This window comes from Bacillus sp. B-jedd (assembly GCF_000821085.1).
Lineage (GTDB): Bacteria > Bacillota > Bacilli > Bacillales > Cytobacillaceae > Bacillus_D.
Window position 1 is genome coordinate 3,035,656 of the sequence record NZ_CCXR01000001.1, and the last position, 25,059, is coordinate 3,060,714.

Genomic DNA, 25,059 nt, shown 5'->3' on the forward strand with positions numbered 1-25,059 from the left:
TTTTCGTTATGAAGCTGGACGGAGTCCTTCCATTCGCCAGGAATCTGCTTGAAAAAGCTGTGGGCGAAGGCGGAGCAGCTGTTGATGCGACAATGGGAAATGGGCATGACACGCTATTCCTCGCCAAGCTTGTCGGCAGTAATGGCCACGTATTCGCATTCGACGTCCAGGCTGGGGCGTTGGATGCCACCCGGAAGAGATTGGAAGAGCATGACGCCGAAAAACAGGCAACTCTTCTTCTCGCGGGCCATGAACAGGCCGCATCGCTCATCCCTAAAAACCTTCATGGCAAAATCAATGGGGCAATTTTTAATCTTGGCTACCTTCCAGGCAGTGATAAGAGTGTCATTACAAAACCGGGTACTACCATTTCTGCGGTACAACAGCTGCTTGAAATGCTTGCGCCAAAAGGAATTATAGTACTCGTTGTGTACCATGGGCACGAAGGTGGCGCGGACGAGCGTGACAGCCTGCTTGAATATGTGCGAGGAATTGACCAAAAGTCAGCGCACGTCCTTCAGTACCAGTTCATTAATCAACTAAACAATCCGCCGTTTATCATTGCGATCGAAAAACGGTAATACACAATAATTTTAACCTAAAACAGGCCCCCGCAAATCAATAGCGGAGGCCTGTTTTCTAGTTTGGCATTACTCTTTGGAAAAGGCGATAGGCTATGCCGTTCATGTAAAAGAAACGGCTGACCGGCCCGCCGTATTTGATGATTTTTTTTGCCAGCCTTCTGACTCCGGCTTGGCTGCGGACTTTTTCGTCCGAAAGGTAAATCCCAAGCAGTCCGCGGTTAATCAGCTGATGGAACTGCTGATTCGGCAGCCCTTCGGTATGCCTGTCCGCTTCCTCAATGAAATGCATAAGCCGATTGAATAGCTCTTCCTGATTTTGATAATAAAAGCAAAAATTCAAATCTCCGCCTTCCCTATCCTCTTCCTGGTCGATCAAGTAATCAAGCAGAATGTGAAGCCCCTGGATATACGGGAAATAGCCATTGACGATCCTTTCGGCATCCTCCTTGCAAAAGTCGGATCCCAAGGCATAAGAGACGAGGCAGAAGATACCCAGTGTTGAACCGGAACATGCGGAAAATTCATACCATTCCATTTCGGGCAGCCGCTTTTTGTGTCTAGCAAACCACTCCTTCAGCCTGTTCTCCCGTTCTTCGGGAGTTACATGCTTATGTACCTGTAATTCACTGTAAAAACCACACAGATCAATTAAATGGTCTTTTATGACCGGATATCTTTCCATCGAACCAAGCACTGATTTGCATGTATTGACAAGCGCCGCCAAGTATCCCCCATCATCGCGGTCTTCCCGTTTGCAATAGTAATCCCCGTACCTTGGTCCTGGCAAGAGCGCATCAAACATCGCATCATGAAGGCTTGAAAAATCATCCGGATCAAGGGATGTGCTCCTGTCACAGAGATTATCGAGATAATCGCTGATCGTTTGGTAGGCGACAATGAATTTGATCGCGGTCCGATATTCATCTTTTGCAATAAGAGCGAGGATGGCCCCGCCTTCACAATGGAACGTTTTCGTATCGATGCTTGCCAGCGCCTGTTTCCGCAGTTCCCCATTCGGAATGGCTTCAGCCCTTGTCTTCCAGAAAGAAAGCTCATCCCTGACTGCCGGCAGGATTTTTTTATATGTGTTTGCCATTAAGCTGGCCGGTTTAACCGGGATTGCCATTCTCATCACCTATTCAGTCTATTACATAGCCAAGCGAGCGCAACTGGCCGTGGACGAAATCGCGCGCATACTCGAATACATTCGCGCGTTCCGGTTCGTTAAATATTTCATGGTACAGGCCTGGCCACTCTTTATATCTCTTTTCTGAAAGAGGCGCATGATTAAACCAGGTGCTGACCGCCTTTTTATTCACAATCCTGTCGTCTCCTGCCTGCATGACCAGTGCGGGGACGTCCTGGGTTTCACGGAGGTCTTCAAACGCTTCCTTCATCGCATCCTGCAGCTCACGGTACCACCTGACTGACACCTTTGTCACATAAAGCGTGTCATTTAAATCGAATTCCTGGACTTCCTTATTACTCGTGGCCATGTTCACGGTGATGCCCGAGTTCATTTTGAAAGAAGGAAACACCGTATTTAAACCGTAGGAGAGCGTATTGATGAATTTTGATGGCTGATGGACAAGGCCCAGGCACGGCGAAGACAATATGACTCCCGCCAATGTCATTTTCTCTTTCTGCAAAAGCCGGATCGCAATCAGCCCGCCCATGCTGTGGCCTAGCAAAAACACAGGCAACCCATACGTATAGGCAGCCTCAAGCCACTCCTTCACTTCATCGAGATATTCATCAAATGAATCAATGTGGCCGCGGCTGGCACGCGTTGTCAACCCCTGGCCAGGCAGATCGCCCATGATGACATGAAATCCTGATGTTCGCCACATTTCAATAAGCCAGCTATAGCGGCGGTGGTGCTCCATCGCGCCGTGCACCATCACAATTACGGCTTTCGCGCCGCCATCTGCTTCCCATTTCCACATAAACTGCTCCTCCTAAGCTTGCCTAAACTCACGTTAAAAGTACTATACCACAGAAATCGGTTCGAATAAGCCAATATGCTTTGCAAGTTTCAAACCTTATCTGTACACTTTCAAGTGAAGGACCATGGCAAAGGGGAGTAATAAATTGATCTATCCGTATAAAGGCAAGTATCCGCAAATCGATGAAACAGCATTCATCGCAGATTTTGTCACTATTACCGGCGACGTGGAAATCGGCCCGGAATCCAGCATCTGGTATAATACCGTCATCCGCGGCGACATTGCGCCTACGATCATTGGCAAAAAAGTCAACATCCAGGACAACTCCGTCCTCCATCAAAGCCCGGGCAACCCGCTCATACTAGAGGATGAAGTAACAATCGGCCACCAATGCACGCTGCACAGCTGCATTGTGAGAAAGAATGCCCTTGTAGGTATGGGATCGATCATCCTTGACCGCGCCGAAATCGGCGAAGGCTCGTTTATAGGCGCAGGGAGCCTTGTCCCTCCCGGCAAAAAAATCCCGCCGGGCACTCTGGCACTCGGCAGGCCGGCAAAAGTCGTCCGCACCCTGACAATCGAAGACATCCAGGAAATGGAGCGAATCACAAAAGAATACGCCGAAAAAGCCCAATACTACAAAACCCTTACCCCGGTAATGGATGTATAAATTTTTGAGGAAACTTTTATTTTGGCAAAAACCAGTTGATTGAAGCGCAAGGCCGTAGACTCCTACGGGGTGAAGCGGCAAGTGGAGACTCCACAGGCGGCAAAGCGCCGAGGAGGCTCCTCTGTCGCTCCGTGGAAAGCGAAGTGCCGTGAGCGAAAATCAACCGCTTCGTACAGATACAAAAAAAATAATAGATTTACCTTATATAACCACACAACTCAAAAAGCTCCCCGGAAGAAACATAACCGGGGAGCTTTTCTAATAGCTTAATTCATCGCTTGAAAAGACTTTTCCGTTCCAAACGAATATTTCTCTTCCACATAAACCTGATGCCAAACCATAAACATCAGCACAGTCCAAATCTTACGGCTATTATCCGCCTTGCCGAGGCAATGCTCATCCAGCAATTTCAGCAAATACTGCTTATTGAACAGATGATCCGTATTGCTTTCGCGGATGATATCTTTTGCCCACGTATTCATTTCGTCCTTTAGCCAGTGGCGGATCGGAACAGGGAATCCGAGCTTTTTCCTGTCCAGGACATGCGCAGGGACAAAGCTTTCAGCTGCTTTCCGCAAAATATACTTCGTTGTTCCGTTGGCCGTCTTCAAATCGGACGGGATTCTGGATGCAACCGAGAACACTTCCTTATCAAGGAACGGAACTCGGAGCTCAAGCGAGTGGGCCATCGTCATCTTATCTGCTTTCAGAAGGATATCGCCCCGCATCCACGTATGGATATCAATGTACTGCATCCGGTCGACTGGGTTATAGCCTTCACTTTCGGCATAGAGTTTTTTCGTGATATCTGTGAAATCCAGGCCTTCCCTATAAACATTCAACAGCTCGCGCTTTTCTTCTTCGGTATACATTTTTGCATTCCCGATATAGCGTTCCTCCATCGGTGTGACTCCGCGCTCAATGAAGCTCTTTCCCTTCGTGCCCTCCGGCATCATGCCGGCAATCCCCTTCAAAAGGACCTTCCCGACCCGAGGGATTTTATTGAACATCTTTAGGTCGCCTGGTTCGCGGTAAATGTTATAACCGCCGAATAGCTCATCGGCGCCTTCACCTGAGAGGACGACTGTAACATGCTTCCTGGCTTCGCGCGCGACGAAGTATAAAGGCACGCAAGCCGGGTCTGCGAGCGGGTCATCCATATGCCATATAATTTTCGGAACTTCCGCCATATATTCTTCAGGAGTAATTACGTAGCTGATGTTTTCAACGCCAAGCTTGTCGGCGGTTTCTTTTGCCACATCAATTTCACTGAATCCATTCCGTTCAAAACCGACGGAGAATGTTTTGATGGATGGATGAAATTCTTTGGCGATCGAAGCGATAATCGAAGAATCGATGCCGCCTGAAAGGAAAGAACCGACCGGTACATCGCTTCGCATATGAATTTTGACAGAATCGAATAAAACGTCCCTGATTTCTTTGACGAATTCATCCTCAGACCTTAACACAGGAGAGAAATTCGCTTTCCAGTAACGCTTGATTTCCATTTTCCCGCCGGCTTTTTTCGTAAAGTAATGGCCAGGCTCAAGCTTATGGATGCCCTCGGTCATCGTTTCCGGCTCGGGAACGAATTGATACGTCAAATAATGCTGCAGGGAATCATAATTGAGTTCATCCTTGTCTATTGCCATCAGGATACTCTTTTTCTCCGAAGCGAAGAAAGTCCGGCCTTCATTTTCATAATAGAAAAATGGCTTAATTCCGAAATGGTCACGGGCGCCAAACAATGTTTTTTCTTGCTTATCCCAAATAACGAACGCGAACATGCCGCGCAGTTTTGTAACCGCCTTTTCCTTCAGGTGGCTATATAGGGCGATAATTACTTCGGTATCAGAGCTTGTCGCAAAAGTAAGGCCCTCTTTCAGGAGTTCCTCGCGGAGCTCTACATAGTTGTAGACCTCGCCGTTAAAGATGATCCAATAACGCTCATTTTCGTATGTGAGCGGCTGGGAGCCGCATTCAAGGTCAATGATGCTCAAACGCCTGAATCCAAATTGGACATGCTCGTCATAATAATAGCCCGCATCATCCGGGCCACGGTGGGTGATAATATCATTCATGCTTGTAAAAAGCTGTTTATCTTCGTCTTTAAAGTTCTTTTTCTCTTCATGCACACAGCCAATAAAACCGCACATTTAGTCGTTCACCTACTCCGATCATTGCTATTTAAAGTCTATTTTTGGCAAAGCTTCCACCATCCAAAACTTGCACCATTTTATACTACCATTTTTCTATAGGAAATTGCACTTTGAGCTATAGGAAAATTCATCCTCCAGATGAATTTTGTGCAAATCCGCCCTGTTGATTATCCATTCCTTACAATATGACGGAAAAAGAAAACGGGAGTTACATTATAAAATGCAACTCCCGTGTCCGATTATTGTTTTGCCTGGCTTTTAAGGGCTTCAGCTTTATCAGTACGTTCCCATGGAAGGTCGACATCGATGCGGCCGAAGTGGCCATAGGCCGCTGTTGCCCTGTAAATAGGGCGGCGGAGGCCAAGCATGTTAATGATGCCTGCTGGGCGAAGGTCAAAGTTATTCTCAATCAGTTCAACCAGAACCTCTTCGCTCACAGTTCCTGTTCCAAATGTATCAACAGAGATGGATACCGGGCGGGCGACACCGATTGCATAGGCAAGCTGGACTTCAACTTTATCAGCGAGGCCTGCGGCAACGATGTTTTTCGCCACATAACGCGCCGCATAGGCTGCGGAACGGTCAACCTTAGTCGGATCTTTTCCGGAGAAAGCGCCGCCGCCATGGCGCGCATAGCCGCCATAAGTATCAACGATGATTTTGCGGCCAGTCAAGCCCGCATCCCCCTGCGGTCCGCCGATGACGAAACGGCCCGTCGGGTTGATGAAATATTTCGTCTTATCATCAATCAGCTCCTTTGGTACTACCGGGCCGATGACGTGTTCTTTCAGATCGCTCTGGATTTGCTCAAGTGTCGCTTCAGGACCATGCTGGGTAGAAATAACGATTGTATCAATCCGGACAGGCTTATTGTTTTCATCATATTCTACCGTCACCTGTGTTTTTCCATCCGGGCGAAGGTATGGGAGTGTTTCATTCTTGCGTACTTCTGTCAGCCTGCGGGCAAGCTTGTGAGCCAGTGAAATTGGAAGAGGCATCAGCTCCTCGGTTTCATTGCAGGCAAAGCCGAACATCAAGCCTTGGTCTCCCGCGCCGATTGCTTCAATTTCCTCATCGGACATGCTTCCTTCACGGGCTTCGAGCGCCTGGTCGACACCCATTGCGATATCCGCTGATTGCTCGTCAATTGACGTAAGTACTGCGCATGTGTCTGCATCAAAACCGTATTTTGCACGTGTATATCCAATCTCACGGATTGTCTCACGGACAATTTTCGGAATGTCAACATAAGTTGAAGTCGTAATTTCTCCCGCAACAAGCACAAGCCCTGTCGTTACGGAAGTTTCTGCCGCGACACGGGCATTAGCGTCCTGCGCCAGGATGGCATCTAAAATTGAATCAGAAATTTGGTCACAGATTTTATCTGGATGACCTTCGGTTACCGATTCAGAAGTGAACAAACGGCGTTTTGATGGCATCTGAATTCCTCCTGTTATCTTTATAAATGAGGCGGGCTTCCTGGTTCTTTTCCGTCCTGCCGCCAACCTCGGTTTCACGGTACTCATTTCCCTAAGTAGTATGAAGTAAACATTAGGTTTTTATGAATGGCTCATCACTGACCATGCTGATTAGTAAGGCGTTGCAGCCAGATAAAAAACCTTTCCTGCCTGAGGAAAGGTTTGTCTTTTTGCTTCCGCCTTTCGCTCTTATCGTTCAAGGCTAACGCCTTGCGTCAGGTTTGGCACCTTTGCCCAGGAAAATTCCTGTAAAGCAGGTTGCCGGGTTTCATAGGGCCTGTCCCTCCACCGGCTCAGGATAAGAGAGTATCCGTTCAAGGTAAAATCATACCATACTGCGGATGCATGTCAATGAATTTTTTTCGCACAAATAAATCAGCTTTCATACCATTTTGCCCATGCTTTTATGGGTGCTATAATTAAACCGCAAATCTTAAATCAATTGGTTCGGTTCCACTGGATCTGCTTAAAGGGAGCAGCTGCCATTTGTACATTCCCTGCCCATCCATTTGAATCGGTTCCTTGCGACCCAGCGGTAAAAAGGATTGCCAAGATAACCGGCAAACGGCAGGTGCAGCAATAGGGCCGGCAGGAATGTGAGCGGGAACTGAAGGAGCAATTTCCTCATTGCATAAAACCCTTTAAAAACCCGGCCTTGTTCATCTAGCAGGTGTAATTCCCTGCGGAGGTCGGCAGCCCTGAAGGAAGGCTTTCTCCCTTCATGTTCATATTGCTGCAATGATATCCAGCTGACTCTATTCAACCAGTCCAGTTTTTGTGACTTCGCTTTAGATTTCAGGCAAAGGACACAATTGCCATCATAAAGGGCTACATACTTCATTGGCCGTCCCTCCAAAAAAAAGTGAGATTTGCAGGTTATTAGTATAGACCAATTGAACGATTGTGCTATACTATTTAAGAATGTAATACGGATGAAAAAACAAAGGATAAAGGGGAAATCATTACATGCATGGCGTTCATAATCCAGATGCTCCGATTAAACTTTTAAATGAAGGCGCTTTAAAAATTCAGCTGTCCGTACCGCAATTGGTTGAAAAGGTGTTAAGCCGCGGCGAAGGGCTGCTGACCTCGACAGGCGCGGTCAGCGTTTCCACTGGAAAATATACTGGCCGTTCCCCGGAAGATAAATTCATTGTCGATGAAGCTTCATCAAGGGATAAAATCGACTGGGGCAAAATTAACCGGCCGATTTCCGAAAAAGCATTTTCTACTCTCTATAATAAAGTAATTGATTATTTAAAACAAAAAAATGAAGTCTTCGTTTTTAATGGATTCGCTGGCGCGGATAAACGATACCAGCTGCCGATTCAAGTAATTAATGAATTTGCCTGGCACAATCTTTTTGCCCAACAGCTGTTCATCCGTCCTGATGAAAGCCAACTCGCGGGCCACAATCCCGAATTTACAATTATCTCGGCACCCGGCTTCAAGGCGGATCCTGAAACAGACGGGACGCATTCGGAAACGTTCATCATCATTTCTTTTGAAAAAAGGACGGTTCTGATTGGCGGCACAGAATATGCGGGAGAAATGAAAAAATCGATCTTCTCTGTTATGAACTACCTGCTGCCGGAGTCTGGCATTATGCCAATGCATTGTTCCGCGAATGTGGGGGCTGAAGGGGATGTCGCCCTGTTCTTCGGCTTGTCGGGAACCGGAAAAACGACCTTATCCGCCGACCCGAACCGCCGTCTTATCGGCGATGATGAACATGGCTGGTCAGCAAACGGTGTTTTCAATATCGAGGGTGGATGCTATGCAAAAACCATCAGCCTCAGCAGGGAAAAGGAACCACAAATTTTCGATGCCATTTGCTTCGGCTCAGTGCTGGAAAATGTCGCGGTCGATACGGACACACGGCTTGCCGATTATGATGACGGTGAATTAACTGAAAACACGCGCGCCGCTTATCCGCTTGAGGCAATAAAGAACATCGTGATGCCGAGTGTCGCTGGACACCCGAATACCATTGTGTTTTTGACAGCGGATGCTTTCGGCGTTTTACCGCCTATAGCAAAATTGACGAAGGAACAAGCCATGTATCATTTCCTGAGCGGCTACACATCGAAGCTTGCTGGGACTGAGCGGGGCATCACTTCTCCGCAGGCCACTTTCTCAACCTGCTTTGGCGCGCCATTCTTGCCGCTGCCAGCAAACCGCTACGCCGAAATGCTCGGTGAAAAGATCCTGGAACACAATGTACGCGTTTTTCTCGTCAATACTGGCTGGACTGGCGGGGAATACGGAACAGGCAGCAGGATGAAACTGTCTTATACAAGAGCAATGGTCCAGGCAGCGCTTGAAGGTGAATTGAACAATATCGAAACAGTCCGGGACGAAATCTTCGGCCTGCATGTGCCTTTGCATGTGCCGGGTGTACCAGATGAAGTCCTTCAGCCGGAAAAAACGTGGGACAACGTGGACGCATACAGGCAAAAGGCGCACGAGCTTGCTTCCCAATTCCGAGAGAATTTTAAAAAGTTTGCGGGTGCCAATCCGGAAATTGCCGAAAAAGGCGGACCCATCGGCCTCAGGTGATTTTGCTTTTCGGAGAAAAATTGCAAATAATAAGAACCCCCGGCTATTCAACCTTCGCCGGGGGTTCTTATCCTTTTCATCAATTTGGTGAATACAAGGAAATGAGTTCATAGGTGATCCTCGTGGTGCTTCCTTCCCATTCCACTTTCATGATTTTCGCTGTTCCACTGGAATCAGCGTCGATTGTTCTCCTGATATCGATTGGGATATCAATCGGATAAAGGCGGTAGCCTTCCTTTTCCAGCAGGAATAAGTTTTCTTCCAGGCGCTGTTCCCTTCCTTTTGTCACAATCATCGTATTCAATTCAAGAGGCATGCCCATTCTTGCCTTTCCCCCTTAGAGTTTATTCACTACATAGGTTGTAATTAAGATTAGTTACAAACGAGTACGAGGTGGGTTGATTTCCGCTCCGGGCATTCGCTTTCCGCGGGGCATCAGTGGAGCCTCCTCGTCGCATTGCTCCTGTGGGGTCTCCACTTGCTGCTCTGTCCCGCAGGAGTCTACATGCCTGAGCTCCAATCAACCAGCTTTTTATATTAAATGGTGCGGTAATTAAGATCAACCTATATAACGATTTTTCTTGTCTCCATTCTAACATTTCCCCGATAAGTTTTTCATCCACTTCGTTAAATCGGAAACCACTTTCCGGTTGATCCTTGGCGGGAAGTAATGCGTATAATCGCCGAAGTACCAGCTTTCCACTGGCTTCCCGAGGTCCTTCAGCCTCTTTTCGAGCCTGTAGGAGTGCTCAGGGGAAACGTTGTCATCTTTGGAACCATGGATAATTAAGACAGGAACGTCGAGGTGCTCAAGTTCATACAGCGGAGTCCTGTATTCATATCTGTCTGGATATTTCAATGGAGTTCCGCCAATGACCCGCTTCATCATCCGCCGCAAATCCTCCCTTTCCATATAAGTAAGAGCCATATCGCTGACACCGCCCCATGTAACCATGGATGCGGCATCCGGAAATTCAAGCGCTGTTAGAAGCGCCATGACACCGCCGCGGGAAAATCCGAAAATATGCATGTTCTGTATGCCTGGCAGGGCCTTTAACAGCTGATAGGCGGCGAAGGCATCATTCCTGTCCTCCCCGGCAAAATCCTCTTCCCCCTCCCCGCCCTGGTTACCACGGTAAAAAGGGGCAAAAACAGTGAACCCTTCCGATGCGAACTGGGCGATACGGGCCGGCCTCACTTTGCCGACATTTTTAATTCCGCCGCGCAAGTAGAGAAAGCCGTCAGCTGGATCATAATGGGCAGGTTTTGCAAGCATACCCTTTACCTTGAGACCATTCGACATGTACGTGACCAGATATAGACTGACGTCTGGGTTGGGCGATGGAAATGCCTGTTTCTCAAGGATTTGTCCATTTGAAGCTTCCATCAATCTTCCTCCAAACTTTATTTTTTCCGGTTGGGCATTCACACAATCACCCCTTCCTCATACGATATCACAGGAACAATTAGCCCAATTTTATTGCCCGGGAGGTAATGATATGAAAAAACGGTTCAGGGCGGCATTCATGCTGCTGGCAGGCGCCATGCTGCTCCTATCCGCCTGTAGTGAGAAACAGGCAGAGAAAAAACTTGAAAAAGTCAGGGTTGCGGAAGTCACCAGGTCGATCTTTTACGCGCCCGAATATGTTGCACTTGCAAAAGGCTTCTTTAAAGAAGAAGGTCTCGATGTCGAATTGACAACAACATGGGGCGGCGACAAAACGATGACAGCCCTCCTTTCCAATGGTGCCGACATCGCCCTGGTAGGTTCGGAAACATCCATTTATGTGCATGCACAGGGCTCGAATGACCCGGTCATCAATTTTGCCCAATTGACACAGACGGATGGTACCTTTCTTGTATCAAGAACGAAAATAGACAATTTCACCTGGGATATGCTCAAGGGAAAAACGTTCCTTGGACAGCGCAAAGGCGGAATGCCACAGATGGCCGGTGAATTCGTCCTTAAAAAGCACGGAATTGATCCTCACAAGGATTTAAATCTGATTCAAAACGTCGACTTCGCCAATATAGCCAATGCCTTTGCTGGCGGGACGGGCGAGTTTGTCCAATTATTCGAACCAACGGCAAGCATTTTTGAAAAAGAGGGAAAAGGACACATTGTCGCATCCTTTGGGACTGAATCCGGGCATATACCTTATACCACTTTCATGGCGAAAGAAAGCTATATGAAAAAGAACAACGCCACTGTGGAAAAATTCACAAAAGCTATTTTTAAAGCCCAGCAGTGGGTTGAAAAAACCGGGTCCAAAGAAATCGCCAAGGCGATCGCCCCTTATTTCAAGGACACTGAAGCAGATATCATTGAAACCGTTGTTGACCGCTATAAGAGCCAGGGCTCTTTCGCGACAGATCCCATTCTCGATGAAGAGGAATGGAACAACCTTCAGGATATCATGGATGAGGCCGGCGAACTTCCGCAGCGGATTGATTACAAAACACTCGTAAACACGGATTTTGCCAAGAAGGCAAAGTAATCGCTAAAAGGAGGCCGCCGCATGAGTTTCCTGAAAATAGAAGGAATCCATCATACGTATTTTACGAAAACGAACGCAGTCACTGCGCTCAAGGATATCGGCATTTCTGTTGAGGAAGGGGAATTCATCTCCTTCCTCGGCCCAAGCGGCTGCGGCAAAACAACACTTCTATCGATTATTGCCGGTTTGGTCGAGCCTACAGAAGGCAAGGTGCTCCTCGGAGGCAGTCCAGTCACCTCCGCAGAACGGGAGATTGGCTATATGCTCCAACAGGATTACCTTTTTCCCTGGAAGACAATTGAGGAAAATGTCCTGATTGGCCTGAAGGTTGCAGGCACCCTTTCACCAGAAAGAAAAAGACAGGCATTGCAGCTTCTGTCAGACATAGGATTGCCGGGGGTGGAAAAAAAACTGCCCAAGCAGTTGTCCGGCGGCATGCGGCAGCGGGCAGCCCTCGCAAGGACGCTTGCGGCGGAACCTAAAGTCCTTTTGCTTGACGAGCCCTTTTCGGCACTTGATTACCAAACGAAACTTAAATTAGAGGACCTTGTTTCAGCCACTCTGAAAGGTCTCGGAAAAACAGCTGTACTAGTCACGCACGATATCGGCGAAGCAATTGCAATGAGTGACAGAGTTTTTTTATTTTCTTCAAGCCCGGGGCGAGTTCACCGGATTTTTCAAGTTCCTAAGGAATTAAGAGCGCTATCCCCCTTTGAAGCAAGGCACCATGAATCCTATGGGAAATTATTTAATGAAATATGGAAGGAGCTAGAATCCCTTGAACGATAACGGTCTTGTCAGCTCCCACCACGCGGCATACCTTCTTTTCGTAAAAAAAGAGAAAAGAACGGTGTTATTGTTTCAATCTCTCATTTTCCTGGCTTTTTTTTCGGCCTGGGAGATTTGCAGCCGTCAGCAATGGGTCGATCCGCTCATTTTCAGTTCACCATCGAAAATTTGGCGGCTTTTTCTGGAAAAGAGTGCTGACGGAACACTATTATCGAATCTCTCCGTTACCCTGACTGAAACAATCGCGGGCTTTATCCTCGGCACCTTGCTTGGCACCTTGATCGCTGCGGTCTTATGGTGGTCTCCGCTTTTATCGAAGATCCTCGATCCCTATCTCGTTGTCCTGAACGCCATGCCAAAAGTCGCCCTTGGCCCTATCCTGATTGTCGCCTTGGGCCCCGGATATATTTCGATCATTTCGATGGGAGCCATCATTTCGATCATTATTACGACAATCGTGGTATACACCTCATTCAGGGAAGTAGATCCGAATTATCTAAAGGTTTTACAGACTTTTGGTGCCAGCCGTTTCCAATGTTTTAAGGAAGCAATCTTGCCCGCTTCTTTCCCGACCATTATTTCCACACTGAAAGTTAATGTGGGGCTGTCGTGGGTCGGGGTCATTGTCGGTGAATTCCTTGTTTCCTCTAAAGGGCTTGGTTATATGATTATTTATGGATTCCAGGTATTCAATTTTACTCTTGTACTTTTGTCATTATTGGTGATTGCTGTGTTCGCGACGGTTATGTACCAAGTTGTCGCATTGATTGAGAAGAAGTTGGTTAAGGAATGAAAAGTCAGTGGCTGGTGCGTCTGTACCGGCCACTATTTATTATTTTTTGTCTCTTCTATTCTCTTTAAGCATTCCCCGATGACTTCGTCTTTCATGATGAAGCTGAATTTTTCTGAAAAGCGCTTTGTTGTGAGGCTTCCTTCAATTAGTTCAGGGCCTTCTGTTTCATGGTAGGTTTGCTGCCGTTCCACCCTTTCGGCTTCTGCGAGGAATACAGTTTTGACGAATGGGCCCTCAGGTGCCGCGACCCGGTATTCCGCCAGCCATTCCAAGCGTGATACCTCCGCCCCTGTTTCCTCGAATACTTCCCTCCTGGCCGCTTCCTCCAGCGTTTCTTCCTGTTCCATTTTACCGCCGGGAAATTCCAGTCCGCGTTCCCTATGCCTTGTCAGCAGCCACTTACCTTCGTAAGTACAAATTACCAGTACATGGCCATGCTTCCCCGGAAAGGCATTTTTGCAAAATGAAAGTTCGACATCGTTCCCGTTCATATCCTGAAATATTCTCATATTGGCCCCCATTGAAAAGTATCTGATTCCATTTATCCCTATAGTAGCCCGGTTTTCAGCCGCTTACAATTAAGAAGTGAATTTTTTGCTGAAATGTGTTTCACTCCTGCCTGATAGGCTAAATGAATGGTAAAACTACGAGGCGATTTTTTTGGGAGGGCGAAGTGTATTTTGCAAAAATCAGCTCTTGCATTAATCTATTTGATGACTGCCCTATTACTGATCTCCTGCAGTAAGGAGAATAGTACGGATGGAGAAAAACCGGGAAAGAAGATGAAAGATGGTTATACCCCTGAACAAGTCCTCGAAAAAGCCGAAAAGGCATTCGGGAAGCTTGATAGCCTGACTGTCGATTTGGAGATTTCACAGACACTTAAAGGAAGCCAAGCCGAAAAAAACGTGCATCTCCAAACAAATGCAAGAACTGATATGCTTACAGACCCGGTTGCATTCCACCAAAAATCCGAAATAAAAATGGCGGGGACAGACCAAAACATTGAATCTGAAGCATACTATACTGAAGAAGGCATGTATGTTTACGAAGGAAATCAAAAGCAGTGGGTAAAGTATCCTCCCGAGAAGGCTTCCATTGCAATCTCCTCTTCCCCTCAAGTGAACCCAGCGGGCGAGCTTAAAAAAGCGGCAGGAGTGGAAGGTTCTCTTATCTTGGCGGAAAATGCTGATGAATACCTAGTCTCAATAACATCGAAAAACGCTGAAAATTCCAGGGAAATCAAGGAAATGATTACGGAAAGCATGCCCTCTCAAATCAAGGAGAACAATGCTGTAATGGATAAGCTCTCCATCCACTCATTTCATTATGAACTGGCAATAACGAAAAAAGACTTTTACCCATCAAGAATGACAGCAAAAGCCGAAATGGAGCTTTTAAATGCCGGAAAGTCTGTTAAAATGAAACAGGAGATGTATGGAACATACTCGAACTTCAATCACATCGGCAGCATATCCGTTCCTGATTCGATAAAAGCCGCCACAGCAAATAAAGATTAACTTCCCTGATTTTCTTCAGGGAGAATACCCATCCCCGCTATATGTTCCCTTGCTTCCTGATCGCCAAGGCTGTAAATGACACTGTAGATTTTCTGAAGTTTTTGGTCATATTGGGTATTTTCCTTATCATGATGATATTCCATAAAAGGAATGTGAGCCCGAAAGAAATTTTCCCATTCATTCGCATAATTTTCATCAAAGAGGTCGCGAAGAAGGGTAATCTCGTCATCGGTTGCGAAAATCCTGAAACTCCAAGTGGAACTGTCCACACGACTGGAAATTTCACCGCTTTCTATTGCTATATAATATGTCTTTTTAACATTCTCCAATGTATCGTTGCTCCTTTTCAAAAGTGTTCCGCAGGGCGGGAGGATTGCTTTATCTTTTTCGTATCCCCCTTCCGCCTTCATTTATTCATAAATGGCGGAAAGGGTCAGGAATACTTTTTTAAGCAAAGGGTATTAAAAGAATAGGCGATAAAATTCTTCTTCTGGAGGTGATGTGTGGTGAAATTGGTTGATGAGCTTTATGAATTATACCGCAATAAGCTTACCGGGGATGAGGAAGACATTGATATGCTAGCATTTGCCTTTCTTGAGGAAATGTCCCGCGAGGACCTTCTTGCTCTTATCCAGGGAATGGATAAGCAGGAGCTTTATGATTTGATGGGCATTTATCTCATTGAAAGCCTGAAAGGAAAATTCGCGAAGGATGATTTCGGGCAGCGTTCAGTTACCTTCTACCCGAGAAATATACACTAAAGATGATACATAGGGGATGGAATCAAAGGGTCTTTTCAATTAGGCCCTTTTTATTTTAGTATTGGTTTACCTGATTCCTTACAATCCAAAATAGGGGGCGATTTCCAGTCAGGTCCTTTGGCATTGAAGGAGGCTTATGCTACAATGGAGGCAAAAGAAGCAGCCGGCATACAGGGCTGTGCGGAATATCGGGGGATGGATATGGTTATTGTCATGATTGTAAGCATCATCATTTGCATTGCGGTCATTTGGCTGACAATTGTTGTCACGAATAAAGCATATGCTTTCAAGCATTCAGTCGATCCAATGGACCAGATACCTATGGAAAACAGGGAATATGATGACGAGCTAAAAAAGGTTGAAAATAAATAGGAGCCTGCCCGGTATATACGCCGGGCAAGCTTCTTTTTTTGTCTATATCCCGGTTGTTCGTTATAAAGTGTATATTTTCTAATTAATTTGTGACAGATTTTTGACAGAATCGGATATTTCTTGAAAACTATTGATATATTGAAAAATTCATTGATATCCCGGAAAAAGTAATCGATATCCGCAAGAAACTTTCGATATTCGGCAATGAAATTTCGTTATAAAGGATTTCTGGCCAACATCTCTCCATTTCCCCTGCCAATCTGGCTAAATAGATAAAGAAAAGGCCTCCCTTTTATGGGAAGCCTTGTTTATTTTGCAAAAAAATCAAGCGAAAACCTGCTTGAGGTCTTCTTTACTGTGGCCAAGCCAGAAGCGCATCAGCCTTTTAGCTCCTTCGAGGTCATGAAGTTTCGCCTGGCCGCACTGCTTTTCATTGGCGGCAGGGATTTCTGTGATTTCCACAGCATCCTTCAAGGTGTCATCGAGCAAGTCGATAATTTCTTCAACCGTCGGTTCCCCGCTGACAACAAGATAATAACCTGTCTGGCAGCCCATCGGAGAAATGTCGATAATATCAAAATGGCTGTACTTATCCGCATGCTTGCGAATATTGAATGCCAGCAAATGCTCAAGGGTATGGATGGAATCCGGTTTCATCGCCTGCTTGTTCGGCTGGCAAAAACGGATGTCATATTTATTCACGATTCCGTCGCTGCCTACTTTATGGACGCCGCAATGACGGACATACGGGGCTTTAACGGCATTATGGTCAAGTTCAAAACTTTCTACTGAAGGCATGTGATCCTCTCCTTTTACCATTCTGCAGGTAGTATACCATAAAATCCGACTATTTTCATCTGATTTTAAAGAATTCGTGATTTAGACGAATTGGCTTTTTTTGTGGTAAAGTGATGAAAGTACTTATTAGGGAGACATCAGTATGCTGAAAAAACTTTTCATTGGGTTCATCCGTCTCTATCAAATTGTGATTTCCCCGCTGAAACCGCCGACATGCAGGTTTTATCCGACTTGTTCAAGCTACGGGTTGGAAGCAATCCGGCGTTTTGGAGCTTTGAAAGGCGGCTGGCTGGCCGTCAAGCGGATTGCCAAATGCCATCCGCTCCATCCGGGAGGCTTGGACCCTGTTCCTGATGAATGGCCAGGGAAGAAAAAACCGCCTTTATCTTGACCATTTCCTCTTAATAACCGTTTACGACAAGATCGAGTTTCCCTGTTTCTGGATCGATCACTAGCCCGTGCACATTCACATCCGTTGGCATAAGCGGATGTTTTTTTATGACATCCACGCTGTGCTTAACGCTTTCGGTGACATTTTCGAAGCCATGAAGCCAATTGTTAATATCAATGCCCGAATAATTAAGGGTATCAAGGGTTTCCTGGCCTATGCCGCGCTCTTTCATCCTTTCAATCATATTCCCGGCCTTCAATGAACTCATTCCACAGTCATGGTGTCCGATTACGAGTACCTCGGACGCCTGCAGTTCATAAACAGCCACTAGAATACTCCGCATGATACTTCCGAATGGGTGCATGATTAAAGCACCAGCGTTTTTAACTGTTTTTACATCACCATTGCTGAAATTCATCGCTTTTGGCAAAAGTTCCAATAGCCTTGTGTCCATACACGTTAAAATAACCATTTTCTTATTCGGAAATTTCGTTGTCTGGTATTTTTCATATTCCTTCTTTTCAACAAAGCTCTTATTGTAATCCAGGATTTCATGTAATGTATCCATCTTCAACTCACCATTCCTTATTCTCTTTTGTTCATTAACAGGCTTTGCAGGCCTGCGTAAAATAATTCTTTTTATAGGATAACGGATTTTGCCTGTTAAAAACAAATTTCATGGTTGATTTCCACCTAATTTTTTTGTATCATTAACAAGTCAACAAATCGGAATGATTACGAATTATTTTTTTGAAAATTAAATCGGAATAGATACGATTTAAAAAAGGAGGACTACATCGTGCGTAAACAGCTAATTGCCCTTTTCATTTTACTGGCAGGGACCTTGCTTTCTGCGTGTGCGGATGATACCCGGCAGCAAACGGAAAAAAGCCCCGATAAACTATCTATTTATACAACCGTCTATCCTCTGCAATTTTTTGCCGAGCGGATTGGCGGGGAACATGCCGAAGTACACACAATTTATCCTCCTGGTGCCGACGAGCATACGTTTGAGCCTTCTCAAAAGGATATGATTGCACTGGCAGAATCTGACCTTTTCTTTTATATCGGTCTTGGCCTCGAAGGATTTGCGGAAAAAGCGAAGACAAGCTTGAAAAATGAAGACGTTACGATTGTGGCAGCGGCCGATAAGATAAATCTTGAAAAAGCCGCCCTCGAAAATGAAGAGGATGGCCACGAGGAAGATGAGCATGGACACAGCCATAGCGGTATTGACCCGCATATCTGGCTTGATCCGGTTTATGCCAAAGAACTGGCAAAATCGGTAATGGATGGTATGGCTGAAAAGATGCCTGAAAACCGCGCCGATTTTGAAAAAAATTATCAAAAACTAATAGGTGACCTTGACCAGTTGGATAAGAAATTTAAAGTTACTGCCTCCTCTGCAAAAAACAAGGAAATCATTGTTTCCCATGCGGCTTTCGGGTATTGGGAATCAAGGTATGGAATCAGACAGACTTCCATCGCCGGTATGTCGACGGCTAGTGAGCCAACACAAAAAGACATGGAAAAAATCATTTCCACTGTCAGGAAGAATGGGATCAAGTATATTCTAGTCGAGCAAAATGTTTCATCAAAACTCGCCCAGGCCGTCCATAAAGAAACGGGAGCGAAAATCATCCATATACACAACCTTGCCACAAGGACAGACAAGGACATTGCAAACAAAGAAACGTATCTCACCCTAATGGAACAAAACGTCGATACATTAAAGAAAGCAATGAATTAACACAACTTGCAAGCATCCTGCCCATTTTGGGACAGGATGCTTTTTTTATTCTCCTATTGCCTCCCGTCTAAATATGCGGCTGATTGTCAACAATGGAGGTAGTAATTTTGAAAGGGAGAGTTTAATGAGTGATTTACTGATAGCCCGATCCCTGTTTGGAACAACGATGGGCTTCCATATTATCCATGCCACAATCGGCGTTGGCCTGCCGCTGATGATGATTTGCGCCGAACTTATGTATCAGAAAACGAAGGATCTTGATTATGTTGTTATGGCAAAACGGTGGACAAAGGCATTCGCTATTTTGCTTGGTGTCGGCATTCCGACTGGCACGATTGCCGGAACCCAGCTTTCCCTTCTTTGGCCTGGGTTCATGGAAGTCATCGGACGGGTAATGGCGCTACCATTTCAAATTGAAATTTATGCGTTTTTTATTGAAGCACTTTTTATGTCCATATATGTTTATGCCGCAGAAAGGATCAAGCCATGGATGCGTATTGCCAGTCTTTTTCTCGTTGCCTTTGGCGCCTTGGCCTCTGCTGTTTTAATCACAAATGTCCACGCATTTCAGGGAACGCCAGCCGGCTTTGATGTTGTCAACGGGGAAATTGTGAATGTCGACCCCTGGAAAGCTTTTTTCAATCCAAGCTTTTTTGTCACAGCGGGCCATGTCGCCCTTTCCGCCTATGTTGTTGGCGCATTTGTTGTCGCCATGGTTGCCGCCTTCAAGCTGATGCGGACGGAAAATGGCTCCAAGATTTATAAATTCCATCAAAAAGCATTGACGCTTTCACTTGTTGTCGGGGGAGTCTTTTCTATCCTGACGGCTGTCAACGGACATGCATCCGCGCAGATGCTCCACGAATATCAGCCCGAGAAACTTGCCGCGGCTGAAGGGCTGTTCGAAACACAGTCCCACGCGCCGCTTGCGATCGGCGGTGTGACCGACAGGGAAACTGAATCGGTTAAATACGGAATTGAAATTCCCTGGGCGCTTAGCTTCCTGGCCGGGAACAGTTTCGACACAGTTGTAAAAGGATTGAATGAGTGGCCGGAAAATGAATGGCCGCCGCTGTTCATCCATACCCTATTTAACGGGATGGTCTTTATCGGTACCTTCCTCATCCTGCTTGCCATTGCCGGTTTGTTGTGGAAGAGGGTTTTCAAAAATAAAACTTTGCCTAAATGGCTCCTCTGGCCGCTTGTCGCCTCTGGGCCACTAGCCATCCTCGCGATGGAGCTAGGCTGGATTTTCGCTTGCACTGGCCGCCAGCCGTGGAATATTTACAGAGTACTGCCAACCGCGGATTCCGTCACGACACAGACTAATCTTGGGCCGCTCTTCGCCCTGTTTGTGGCAGTCTATGTCATTCTTGCTGCGGCGGCGCTCTTCGTGCTCCTCCATTATTTCAAAAAGAACCCCGTCGAAAAGGATTTTGAACGGGCCGAAAATAGAAGTGTTCCGTTATTCAGCTCGAACACATAGGGAGGCTTGAAAATGGTTGATGCCTATATTGCGATTACCATTCTTTGGGGATTTGTGTTTATTTACGCGGTTATGGCGACGATGGATTTCGGAGCAGGCTTTTGGTCGATGCTCTACATCAACAAGGAACACACAGGTGCGACGAATATTGCCAATCGGTATCTGTCCCCCACCTGGGAAGTTACCAATACCTTCATTGTCGCTCTTGTCGTCGCCGTGTACAGCTTGTTTCCGCGCGGCGCCTATACACTTGGGACCGTCCTGCTCATTCCAGGCAGCATAATCCTTGTTCTTTTGACCCTTAGAAGTGCGTTCCTCGTTTTTTCCAACATTGCCGAGGAATACAGAAAGCCATTGACCTATGTTTCGGGAATATGCGGCTTTCTAATACCCGGCCTGCTGATCAGCGTCCTGCCGATTACGCATGGCCAGTATATTGACACCCTTGAAGGCGGGCGGCAGACGCTGAACCTTGCCCGCCTTTTTACAAGCCCGAATGAATACGCATTTTTCTTTTTTGCGATTACTTCTACGCTGTTTCTGTCATCCCTTCTTCTGGCTGATTACTCAAAGGTTTCAAATGAGCTGAAGGCCTACCGTATTTACCGGAGGGACGCCTTGATTCTTGGTCCGGTATCGATGGTCATGACGATTGCGATTATGGTCACTCTGGGGCGCGAAGTTCCATGGCTGTACAGCGGAATGCTCAAAAAATTGCCCTTGCTGATCCTGTCGGCCGTCTTTTTCCTGGCCGGCGGACTTGCGCTTTTCCTCCCTACCAAAAGGGGCGGCGCCACGGTAATCGGTATGCCCAGGGTCGCCGTGATTGCGATAACATTGCAATATCTCACAGCGAGCTATGTTTATGGCAGGGCTCATCTCCCTTACCTTGTTTATCCGGATGTGACCATCCATACCGCTTTCACAGACCCGACTTCGTTCAGGGCCGTTTTTGCCACGTACATTGCCGGCTTTGCGATTTTATTTCCCGGTTTTGCATACTTCTGGAGCCTGTTTATGCATGACAAAAAATATCTTAGGCGCGAAACGGAAAAGAAGCCTGCCGAATAAGTATGAATATAATTAGCTGGTTGATTGGAGCTCAGGCATGTAGACTCCTCGAAAATGCTAACGCATTTCCTTCGTGCAAAGCCCATTCGAAGAAGCTGGTTGTCCTGCGGGACTTAGCGGCGAGTGGAGACCCCGCAGGAGCAACGCGACGAGGAGGCTCCACTGACGCCCCGCGGAAAGCGAATGCCGAGAGTGGAAATCAACGACCACGTTCACATTTGAATAACAATTTTAATTTCAGCAAGGAATAGTTTGGGACTGTATCATTTGGTGGAAATCGCCCCGGAAATTGACAGGAATCGGACCGAGGAAACATCACAAGCTAAACATGTATCCCAACAATAAGGAGTGATACGTGTGGCAAAAGATGTCCTTTGTGAAGTGAACAATTGTACGTTCTGGGAAAATGGCAATAAATGCGGCGCCGACCAGATTTATGTAGTCAGCCATACAGGAGAAACTGCGGATACAAGCAGGGAAACCGACTGCAAAACCTTCCAGCCTCATGACCTATAGAAAAAAGCGGGAGCGCCATTTCACATGTGCGCTTCTGCTTTTTTATGTCCACCGATACAGTCAAAGATAAGAAAAGCGCAAGCGCCTGTTCAGCGCCGTATGGACTGGAGGGCCACGATGGAGATAAAGGAAACACGATAAGCGTTAGCGAATCGATGTTGACTTATCGTAGCGAGGGGACCGAAGTACACTAGGCGCTAGGCGCTGGAGCTAGACAAATTTTATATATTCTTATCTTTCAAAAAAAACTGCGAGCAAACGCAGGCACTAAGTACTTCCTATAAAAGGCGGTAAACCTCTTCCCTCACGGTTACTTGCTCCAAACGTTTTCGGTTGATCGAAAATCCGATTCCCGGCCCTTCCGGAATACTGACCCATCCATCCTCAACTGTAATCTCAGGCTCAATGATGTCTTCTTCCCAGAATCGGGACGAAGCGGAAATATCCCCCGCAATCGTAAAGCCGGGCAGCGAAGCCAGGGCGACATTATGCGCGCGCGAAACCCCGAATTCAATCATTCCTCCGCACCAGACCGGAATTCCCTTTTCCACGCAAAAATTATGGATCCGCATTGCTTCACCTAGCCCGCCTACTTTGCCTGCTTTGACCGCAATTACCTGGCAGCTTCCCAATTCAACCGCCATTACAGCATCCGAATAGGAATTGATGCTTTCATCGAGGCAGATGGGGGTGGAAATAAGCTTCTGCAGCTTGGCATGCTCGATGAAGTCATCATGCGCGAGTGGCTGCTCGATCATCAAAAGATTGAGTTCATCAAGCGCCCGGAGCTTTTCCGCATCCTCCAAGGAATAAGCTGAATTGGCATCCGCCAAAATTGGCAGGGCAGGATAAGCGTGCCGGATGGCGGAAAGGAGGCTGTAATCATTTGCCGGGCTGATTTTCACCTTAATACGCCGGTACCCTTCCTCAAGAAATTTGGCGGTCTGTTCGAGCGCCTCTTTTTCATCCTTGGAAGCGACAACGACGCCGGAAGGAATCCTGCCCTTGTCCGCAAGGTTTCCAGGTTTCGCTATTCCATTTTCGCTGTGCAGCAGCCGGGCAAGTGCAACTTGTTTTTGCTTCGCATATAAATCCCAAAGCGCCAGCTCAATGGCTGATTTGGCCATATGGTTGCGTCTGATGCCTTTAAATAGGCCAAAGACATCATGCGGATGGGAGACTGGGTTCCTTTTGAGAAGAGGGATTAAAAAGTCCTTTATCATGTGCCAGCTTGTCGCGACGGTTTCTTCTGTGTACCAGGGCGAGCTGAAGGCGACCCCTTCACCTAAGCCGGAGCGGCCATCCCGGTCGACTGCCTCCACGATGATGGCTTCCCGTTCCGTTACTTTGCCGAGGTGTGTATGGAAGGGCTGTTTGAGCGGCATTGAAATGACCGACAGCTTTATGGATGCAATGTTCATTTCGGTGCCTCCCCGATTAGTTCAGGAAGTTTCCTGCGGAGGAGTTTGTTGGAGGCGTTCCTCGGCAGTTCCCTGGCAAAATAAATTTCCCGTGGCACTTTATACTTGGCCAGTTTTTCCTGGCAAAAAGCGCGCAGCCCGCCTGGGGAGATTTCATAATCCCCTTTCAGCACGACAAAAGCGGCCGGCACCTGTCCCCATTCGCTGTCCGGTATGCCAGTGACCCCTGCTTCCAATACACTAGGATGGGACAGGAGGACGCTTTCGATTTCGGCGGGATAGATGTTTTCGCCTCCGGAGATGATCAGGTCGGAACGCCTGTCAAGCACATAAAGAAATCCTTCCCCGTCCACGTATCCGATGTCGCCTGTCCGGAGCCATCCACCGATGATTTTCTCCGCTGTTTCCTCATGTCTGTTCAAATATCCTGGCGTGACGTTCGGCCCTTTGAGCAAGATTTCCCCTGCTTCCCCGGCAGCTGCTTCAGCCCCATCAGGATGCTGGATTTTTAAAGAGACTGGAAAAAGCGGTTTGCCCGCCGATCCCAGCTTTGCCAGGCTGTATTCCGGGGAAAGGGTGACGGATTGAGACGCCGTTTCGGTCATTCCGTATGTTTGGAAAACCGGGATGTTCCGGTCCCGGCATGCTTCAAGCAATGGCAACGGCGCAGGGCCTCCACCGAGCAGCATGCAGCGAAATGTGCCTGGTAGGCGTTTGTCGCCAAGTTCCTCGATGATTCTCGTCAAAGTTGTACCGACAACGGACATGATGGTGACTTTTTTCGCCTCGATGTCCAACAGTGTCTGCCGCGAGTCGAAAGAGCTGTGCAACACAATGTGCATCCCGTAAATAATGCTCCTCATTAAAATGGAGTAGCCGCTGATATGGAAAACAGGGACAGCACAAAGCCAGGTGTCTTCTTGGGATAGGCCGAGGTTCAAGGCAGATCCCGCTGCGCTCCAGAAGTGGTTCCCATACGTTTGGAGAACACCTTTCGGCTTACCAGTCGTTCCTGAGGTGTACATGACAGTGCAGACTTCATCAAGGTTCAGTTCTTCAAGAAGGGGAAAATCGGCTGTTTCAGCATCTTTTAGCCCTTCAAGCGGGAATGTCAGGATGGCCGTAATATTTGCCGCGGATTCTGATGCGAGACTTTCAAAGGATTCCTGATAGATCAGGAACTCAGCTTTCGCGTCATCCAGCTGGTAGGACAGCTCTCCGGCGGACAGGCGGTTGTTCAACATGACTGCCGTCGCGCCAAGAAGCTGCAGAGCATAAAGGAACACAGCTGAGTCAAGGCTGTTTTTGACAAGTACGCCAGTGAGACTGCCCTTTTTCATCCCTAGCCCGGCGAGTTTCCCTGCGACATTCATGCTGCTCTCATACAGCTCCTTAAAGGTAAGCTGCTCATCGAGATAGCTGATCGCTGCTCTGCCAGGAGTTAATTGAGCCCGTTTTTGCAAAAAGTTCGGCATGGTTTGTGCCATATTTTCACCT

At 47.0% G+C, this 25,059-nt stretch carries 27 protein-coding genes and 1 riboswitch; of the genes, 14 read left to right on the plus strand and 13 right to left on the minus strand.

Annotated features, from left to right (window positions below; all coding sequences use genetic code 11):
- Positions 1–8 precede the first annotated feature (8 nt).
- Positions 9–581 (plus strand): tRNA 5-(aminomethyl)-2-thiouridylate-methyltransferase MnmM, encoded by a 573-nt coding sequence (locus BN1002_RS15105; RefSeq protein WP_048826177.1) that lies wholly within the window; start codon positions 9–11, stop codon positions 579–581.
- 58 nt (positions 582–639) lie between these two features.
- On the opposite strand, the gene BN1002_RS15110 is transcribed toward BN1002_RS15105, so the two are convergent.
- Positions 640–1,710 (minus strand): tetraprenyl-beta-curcumene synthase family protein, encoded by a 1,071-nt coding sequence (locus BN1002_RS15110; protein ID WP_048826179.1) that lies wholly within the window; start codon positions 1,708–1,710, stop codon positions 640–642.
- Between the two features lie 13 nt (positions 1,711–1,723).
- Positions 1,724–2,530 (minus strand): alpha/beta hydrolase, encoded by an 807-nt coding sequence (locus tag BN1002_RS15115; RefSeq protein ID WP_048826180.1) that lies wholly within the window; start codon positions 2,528–2,530, stop codon positions 1,724–1,726.
- A gap of 145 nt (positions 2,531–2,675) precedes the next feature.
- Here BN1002_RS15115 and BN1002_RS15120 point away from each other — a divergent pair, with 145 nt between their 5' ends.
- Entirely contained in the window at positions 2,676–3,200 is a 525-nt protein-coding gene (locus BN1002_RS15120; protein ID WP_048826182.1) for a gamma carbonic anhydrase, read from the plus strand.
- A 266-nt stretch (positions 3,201–3,466) separates the two neighbouring features.
- Here BN1002_RS15120 and asnB read toward each other — a convergent pair whose 3' ends face one another.
- The 3 genes from asnB to BN1002_RS15135 all read right to left on the minus strand — a co-directional run bounded on the left by asnB (position 3,467) and on the right by BN1002_RS15135 (position 7,678).
- Positions 3,467–5,356, minus strand: a complete 1,890-nt coding sequence (gene asnB, locus BN1002_RS15125) for an asparagine synthase (glutamine-hydrolyzing) (RefSeq protein WP_048826184.1) — start codon at positions 5,354–5,356, stop codon at positions 3,467–3,469.
- A gap of 242 nt (positions 5,357–5,598) precedes the next feature.
- Positions 5,599–6,798, minus strand: a complete 1,200-nt coding sequence (gene metK / locus BN1002_RS15130; RefSeq protein ID WP_048826186.1) for a methionine adenosyltransferase — start codon at positions 6,796–6,798, stop codon at positions 5,599–5,601.
- Between the two features lie 225 nt (positions 6,799–7,023).
- Positions 7,024–7,142, minus strand: a riboswitch (SAM riboswitch).
- A 161-nt stretch (positions 7,143–7,303) separates the two neighbouring features.
- Positions 7,304–7,678 (minus strand): thiol-disulfide oxidoreductase DCC family protein, encoded by a 375-nt coding sequence (locus tag BN1002_RS15135; protein WP_048826188.1) that lies wholly within the window; start codon positions 7,676–7,678, stop codon positions 7,304–7,306.
- 125 nt (positions 7,679–7,803) lie between these two features.
- Between BN1002_RS15135 and pckA the strand changes: the two genes are divergently transcribed.
- Entirely contained in the window at positions 7,804–9,396 is a 1,593-nt protein-coding gene (pckA, locus tag BN1002_RS15140; RefSeq protein WP_048826190.1) for a phosphoenolpyruvate carboxykinase (ATP), read from the plus strand.
- 79 nt (positions 9,397–9,475) lie between these two features.
- Here the strand turns inward: pckA and BN1002_RS15145 are convergent, their stop codons facing one another.
- Together BN1002_RS15145 and BN1002_RS15150 are read right to left on the minus strand one after the other, a co-directional pair.
- A complete protein-coding gene (locus BN1002_RS15145; protein WP_048826191.1) occupies positions 9,476–9,718 on the minus strand; it encodes a DUF2584 domain-containing protein in 243 nt (80 codons plus the stop codon).
- A gap of 270 nt (positions 9,719–9,988) precedes the next feature.
- Positions 9,989–10,783 (minus strand): alpha/beta hydrolase family protein, encoded by a 795-nt coding sequence (locus BN1002_RS15150; protein WP_048827981.1) that lies wholly within the window; start codon positions 10,781–10,783, stop codon positions 9,989–9,991.
- A 112-nt stretch (positions 10,784–10,895) separates the two neighbouring features.
- Here BN1002_RS15150 and BN1002_RS15155 point away from each other — a divergent pair, with 112 nt between their 5' ends.
- From BN1002_RS15155 to BN1002_RS15165, 3 genes are read left to right on the plus strand one after another with little or no spacing between them, the layout of a single operon-like run.
- Positions 10,896–11,894, plus strand: coding sequence for an ABC transporter substrate-binding protein (locus tag BN1002_RS15155; RefSeq protein ID WP_048826194.1), 999 nt, complete (start codon positions 10,896–10,898; stop codon positions 11,892–11,894).
- Between the two features lie 21 nt (positions 11,895–11,915).
- Entirely contained in the window at positions 11,916–12,683 is a 768-nt protein-coding gene (locus BN1002_RS15160; protein WP_048826195.1) for an ABC transporter ATP-binding protein, read from the plus strand.
- Positions 12,673–13,476, plus strand: coding sequence for an ABC transporter permease (locus BN1002_RS15165; protein ID WP_048826197.1), 804 nt, complete (start codon positions 12,673–12,675; stop codon positions 13,474–13,476). The genes BN1002_RS15160 and BN1002_RS15165 overlap by 11 nt, the downstream gene beginning before the upstream one ends.
- Positions 13,477–13,508: 32 nt before the next feature.
- Here the strand turns inward: BN1002_RS15165 and ytkD are convergent, their stop codons facing one another.
- Positions 13,509–13,985 (minus strand): RNA deprotection pyrophosphohydrolase, encoded by a 477-nt coding sequence (gene ytkD, locus BN1002_RS15170; protein WP_048826199.1) that lies wholly within the window; start codon positions 13,983–13,985, stop codon positions 13,509–13,511.
- 171 nt (positions 13,986–14,156) lie between these two features.
- Between ytkD and BN1002_RS15175 the strand changes: the two genes are divergently transcribed.
- Entirely contained in the window at positions 14,157–14,996 is an 840-nt protein-coding gene (locus BN1002_RS15175) for a DUF6612 family protein (protein ID WP_048826200.1), read from the plus strand.
- On the opposite strand, the gene BN1002_RS15180 is transcribed toward BN1002_RS15175, so the two are convergent.
- Positions 14,993–15,325 carry a hypothetical protein gene (locus BN1002_RS15180; RefSeq protein ID WP_048827982.1) on the minus strand — a complete coding sequence of 111 codons (333 nt, stop codon included), beginning with the start codon at positions 15,323–15,325 and terminating at the stop codon, positions 14,993–14,995. The genes BN1002_RS15175 and BN1002_RS15180 overlap by 4 nt on opposite strands.
- A 177-nt stretch (positions 15,326–15,502) precedes the next feature.
- Here BN1002_RS15180 and BN1002_RS15185 point away from each other — a divergent pair, with 177 nt between their 5' ends.
- Both BN1002_RS15185 and ytzI read left to right on the plus strand, forming a co-directional pair.
- A complete protein-coding gene (locus BN1002_RS15185; protein ID WP_048827983.1) occupies positions 15,503–15,757 on the plus strand; it encodes a DUF6154 family protein in 255 nt (84 codons plus the stop codon).
- 144 nt (positions 15,758–15,901) lie between these two features.
- A complete protein-coding gene (gene ytzI / locus BN1002_RS15190) occupies positions 15,902–16,129 on the plus strand; it encodes a YtzI protein (protein WP_048826202.1) in 228 nt (75 codons plus the stop codon).
- Between the two features lie 324 nt (positions 16,130–16,453).
- Here ytzI and BN1002_RS15195 read toward each other — a convergent pair whose 3' ends face one another.
- Positions 16,454–16,927 (minus strand): S-ribosylhomocysteine lyase, encoded by a 474-nt coding sequence (locus BN1002_RS15195; protein WP_048826203.1) that lies wholly within the window; start codon positions 16,925–16,927, stop codon positions 16,454–16,456.
- A 142-nt stretch (positions 16,928–17,069) separates the two neighbouring features.
- Between BN1002_RS15195 and yidD the strand changes: the two genes are divergently transcribed.
- Positions 17,070–17,318: a membrane protein insertion efficiency factor YidD gene (gene yidD / locus BN1002_RS15200; RefSeq protein WP_048826205.1), complete on the plus strand. Its 249-nt coding sequence runs from the start codon at positions 17,070–17,072 to the stop codon at positions 17,316–17,318.
- Between the two features lie 10 nt (positions 17,319–17,328).
- Here yidD and BN1002_RS15205 read toward each other — a convergent pair whose 3' ends face one another.
- On the minus strand, positions 17,329–17,886 hold the full coding sequence (locus tag BN1002_RS15205) for a beta-class carbonic anhydrase (protein ID WP_048827984.1): 558 nt from the start codon (positions 17,884–17,886) through the stop codon (positions 17,329–17,331).
- 231 nt (positions 17,887–18,117) lie between these two features.
- On the opposite strand from BN1002_RS15205, the gene BN1002_RS15210 reads away from it, so the two are divergent.
- The 4 genes from BN1002_RS15210 to BN1002_RS23385 all read left to right on the plus strand — a co-directional run bounded on the left by BN1002_RS15210 (position 18,118) and on the right by BN1002_RS23385 (position 22,141).
- Complete coding sequence (locus BN1002_RS15210; RefSeq protein ID WP_048826208.1) at positions 18,118–19,068, plus strand: metal ABC transporter solute-binding protein, Zn/Mn family; 951 nt, start codon at positions 18,118–18,120, stop codon at positions 19,066–19,068.
- A gap of 124 nt (positions 19,069–19,192) precedes the next feature.
- Positions 19,193–20,554: a cytochrome ubiquinol oxidase subunit I gene (locus BN1002_RS15215; protein ID WP_048826210.1), complete on the plus strand. Its 1,362-nt coding sequence runs from the start codon at positions 19,193–19,195 to the stop codon at positions 20,552–20,554.
- 12 nt (positions 20,555–20,566) lie between these two features.
- Positions 20,567–21,625, plus strand: a complete 1,059-nt coding sequence (locus tag BN1002_RS15220) for a cytochrome d ubiquinol oxidase subunit II (RefSeq protein ID WP_048826211.1) — start codon at positions 20,567–20,569, stop codon at positions 21,623–21,625.
- Positions 21,626–21,982: 357 nt separating this feature from the next.
- Entirely contained in the window at positions 21,983–22,141 is a 159-nt protein-coding gene (locus BN1002_RS23385) for a DUF1540 domain-containing protein (protein WP_082036253.1), read from the plus strand.
- Positions 22,142–22,419: 278 nt separating this feature from the next.
- Here the strand turns inward: BN1002_RS23385 and menC are convergent, their stop codons facing one another.
- Both menC and BN1002_RS15230 read right to left on the minus strand, forming a co-directional pair.
- Complete coding sequence (gene menC, locus BN1002_RS15225; RefSeq protein ID WP_048826212.1) at positions 22,420–23,562, minus strand: o-succinylbenzoate synthase; 1,143 nt, start codon at positions 23,560–23,562, stop codon at positions 22,420–22,422.
- Complete coding sequence (locus BN1002_RS15230) at positions 23,559–25,049, minus strand: o-succinylbenzoate--CoA ligase (RefSeq protein WP_048826213.1); 1,491 nt, start codon at positions 25,047–25,049, stop codon at positions 23,559–23,561. Before BN1002_RS15230 ends, menC begins: the two co-directional genes overlap by 4 nt.
- Between the last annotated feature and the right edge of the window lie 10 nt (positions 25,050–25,059).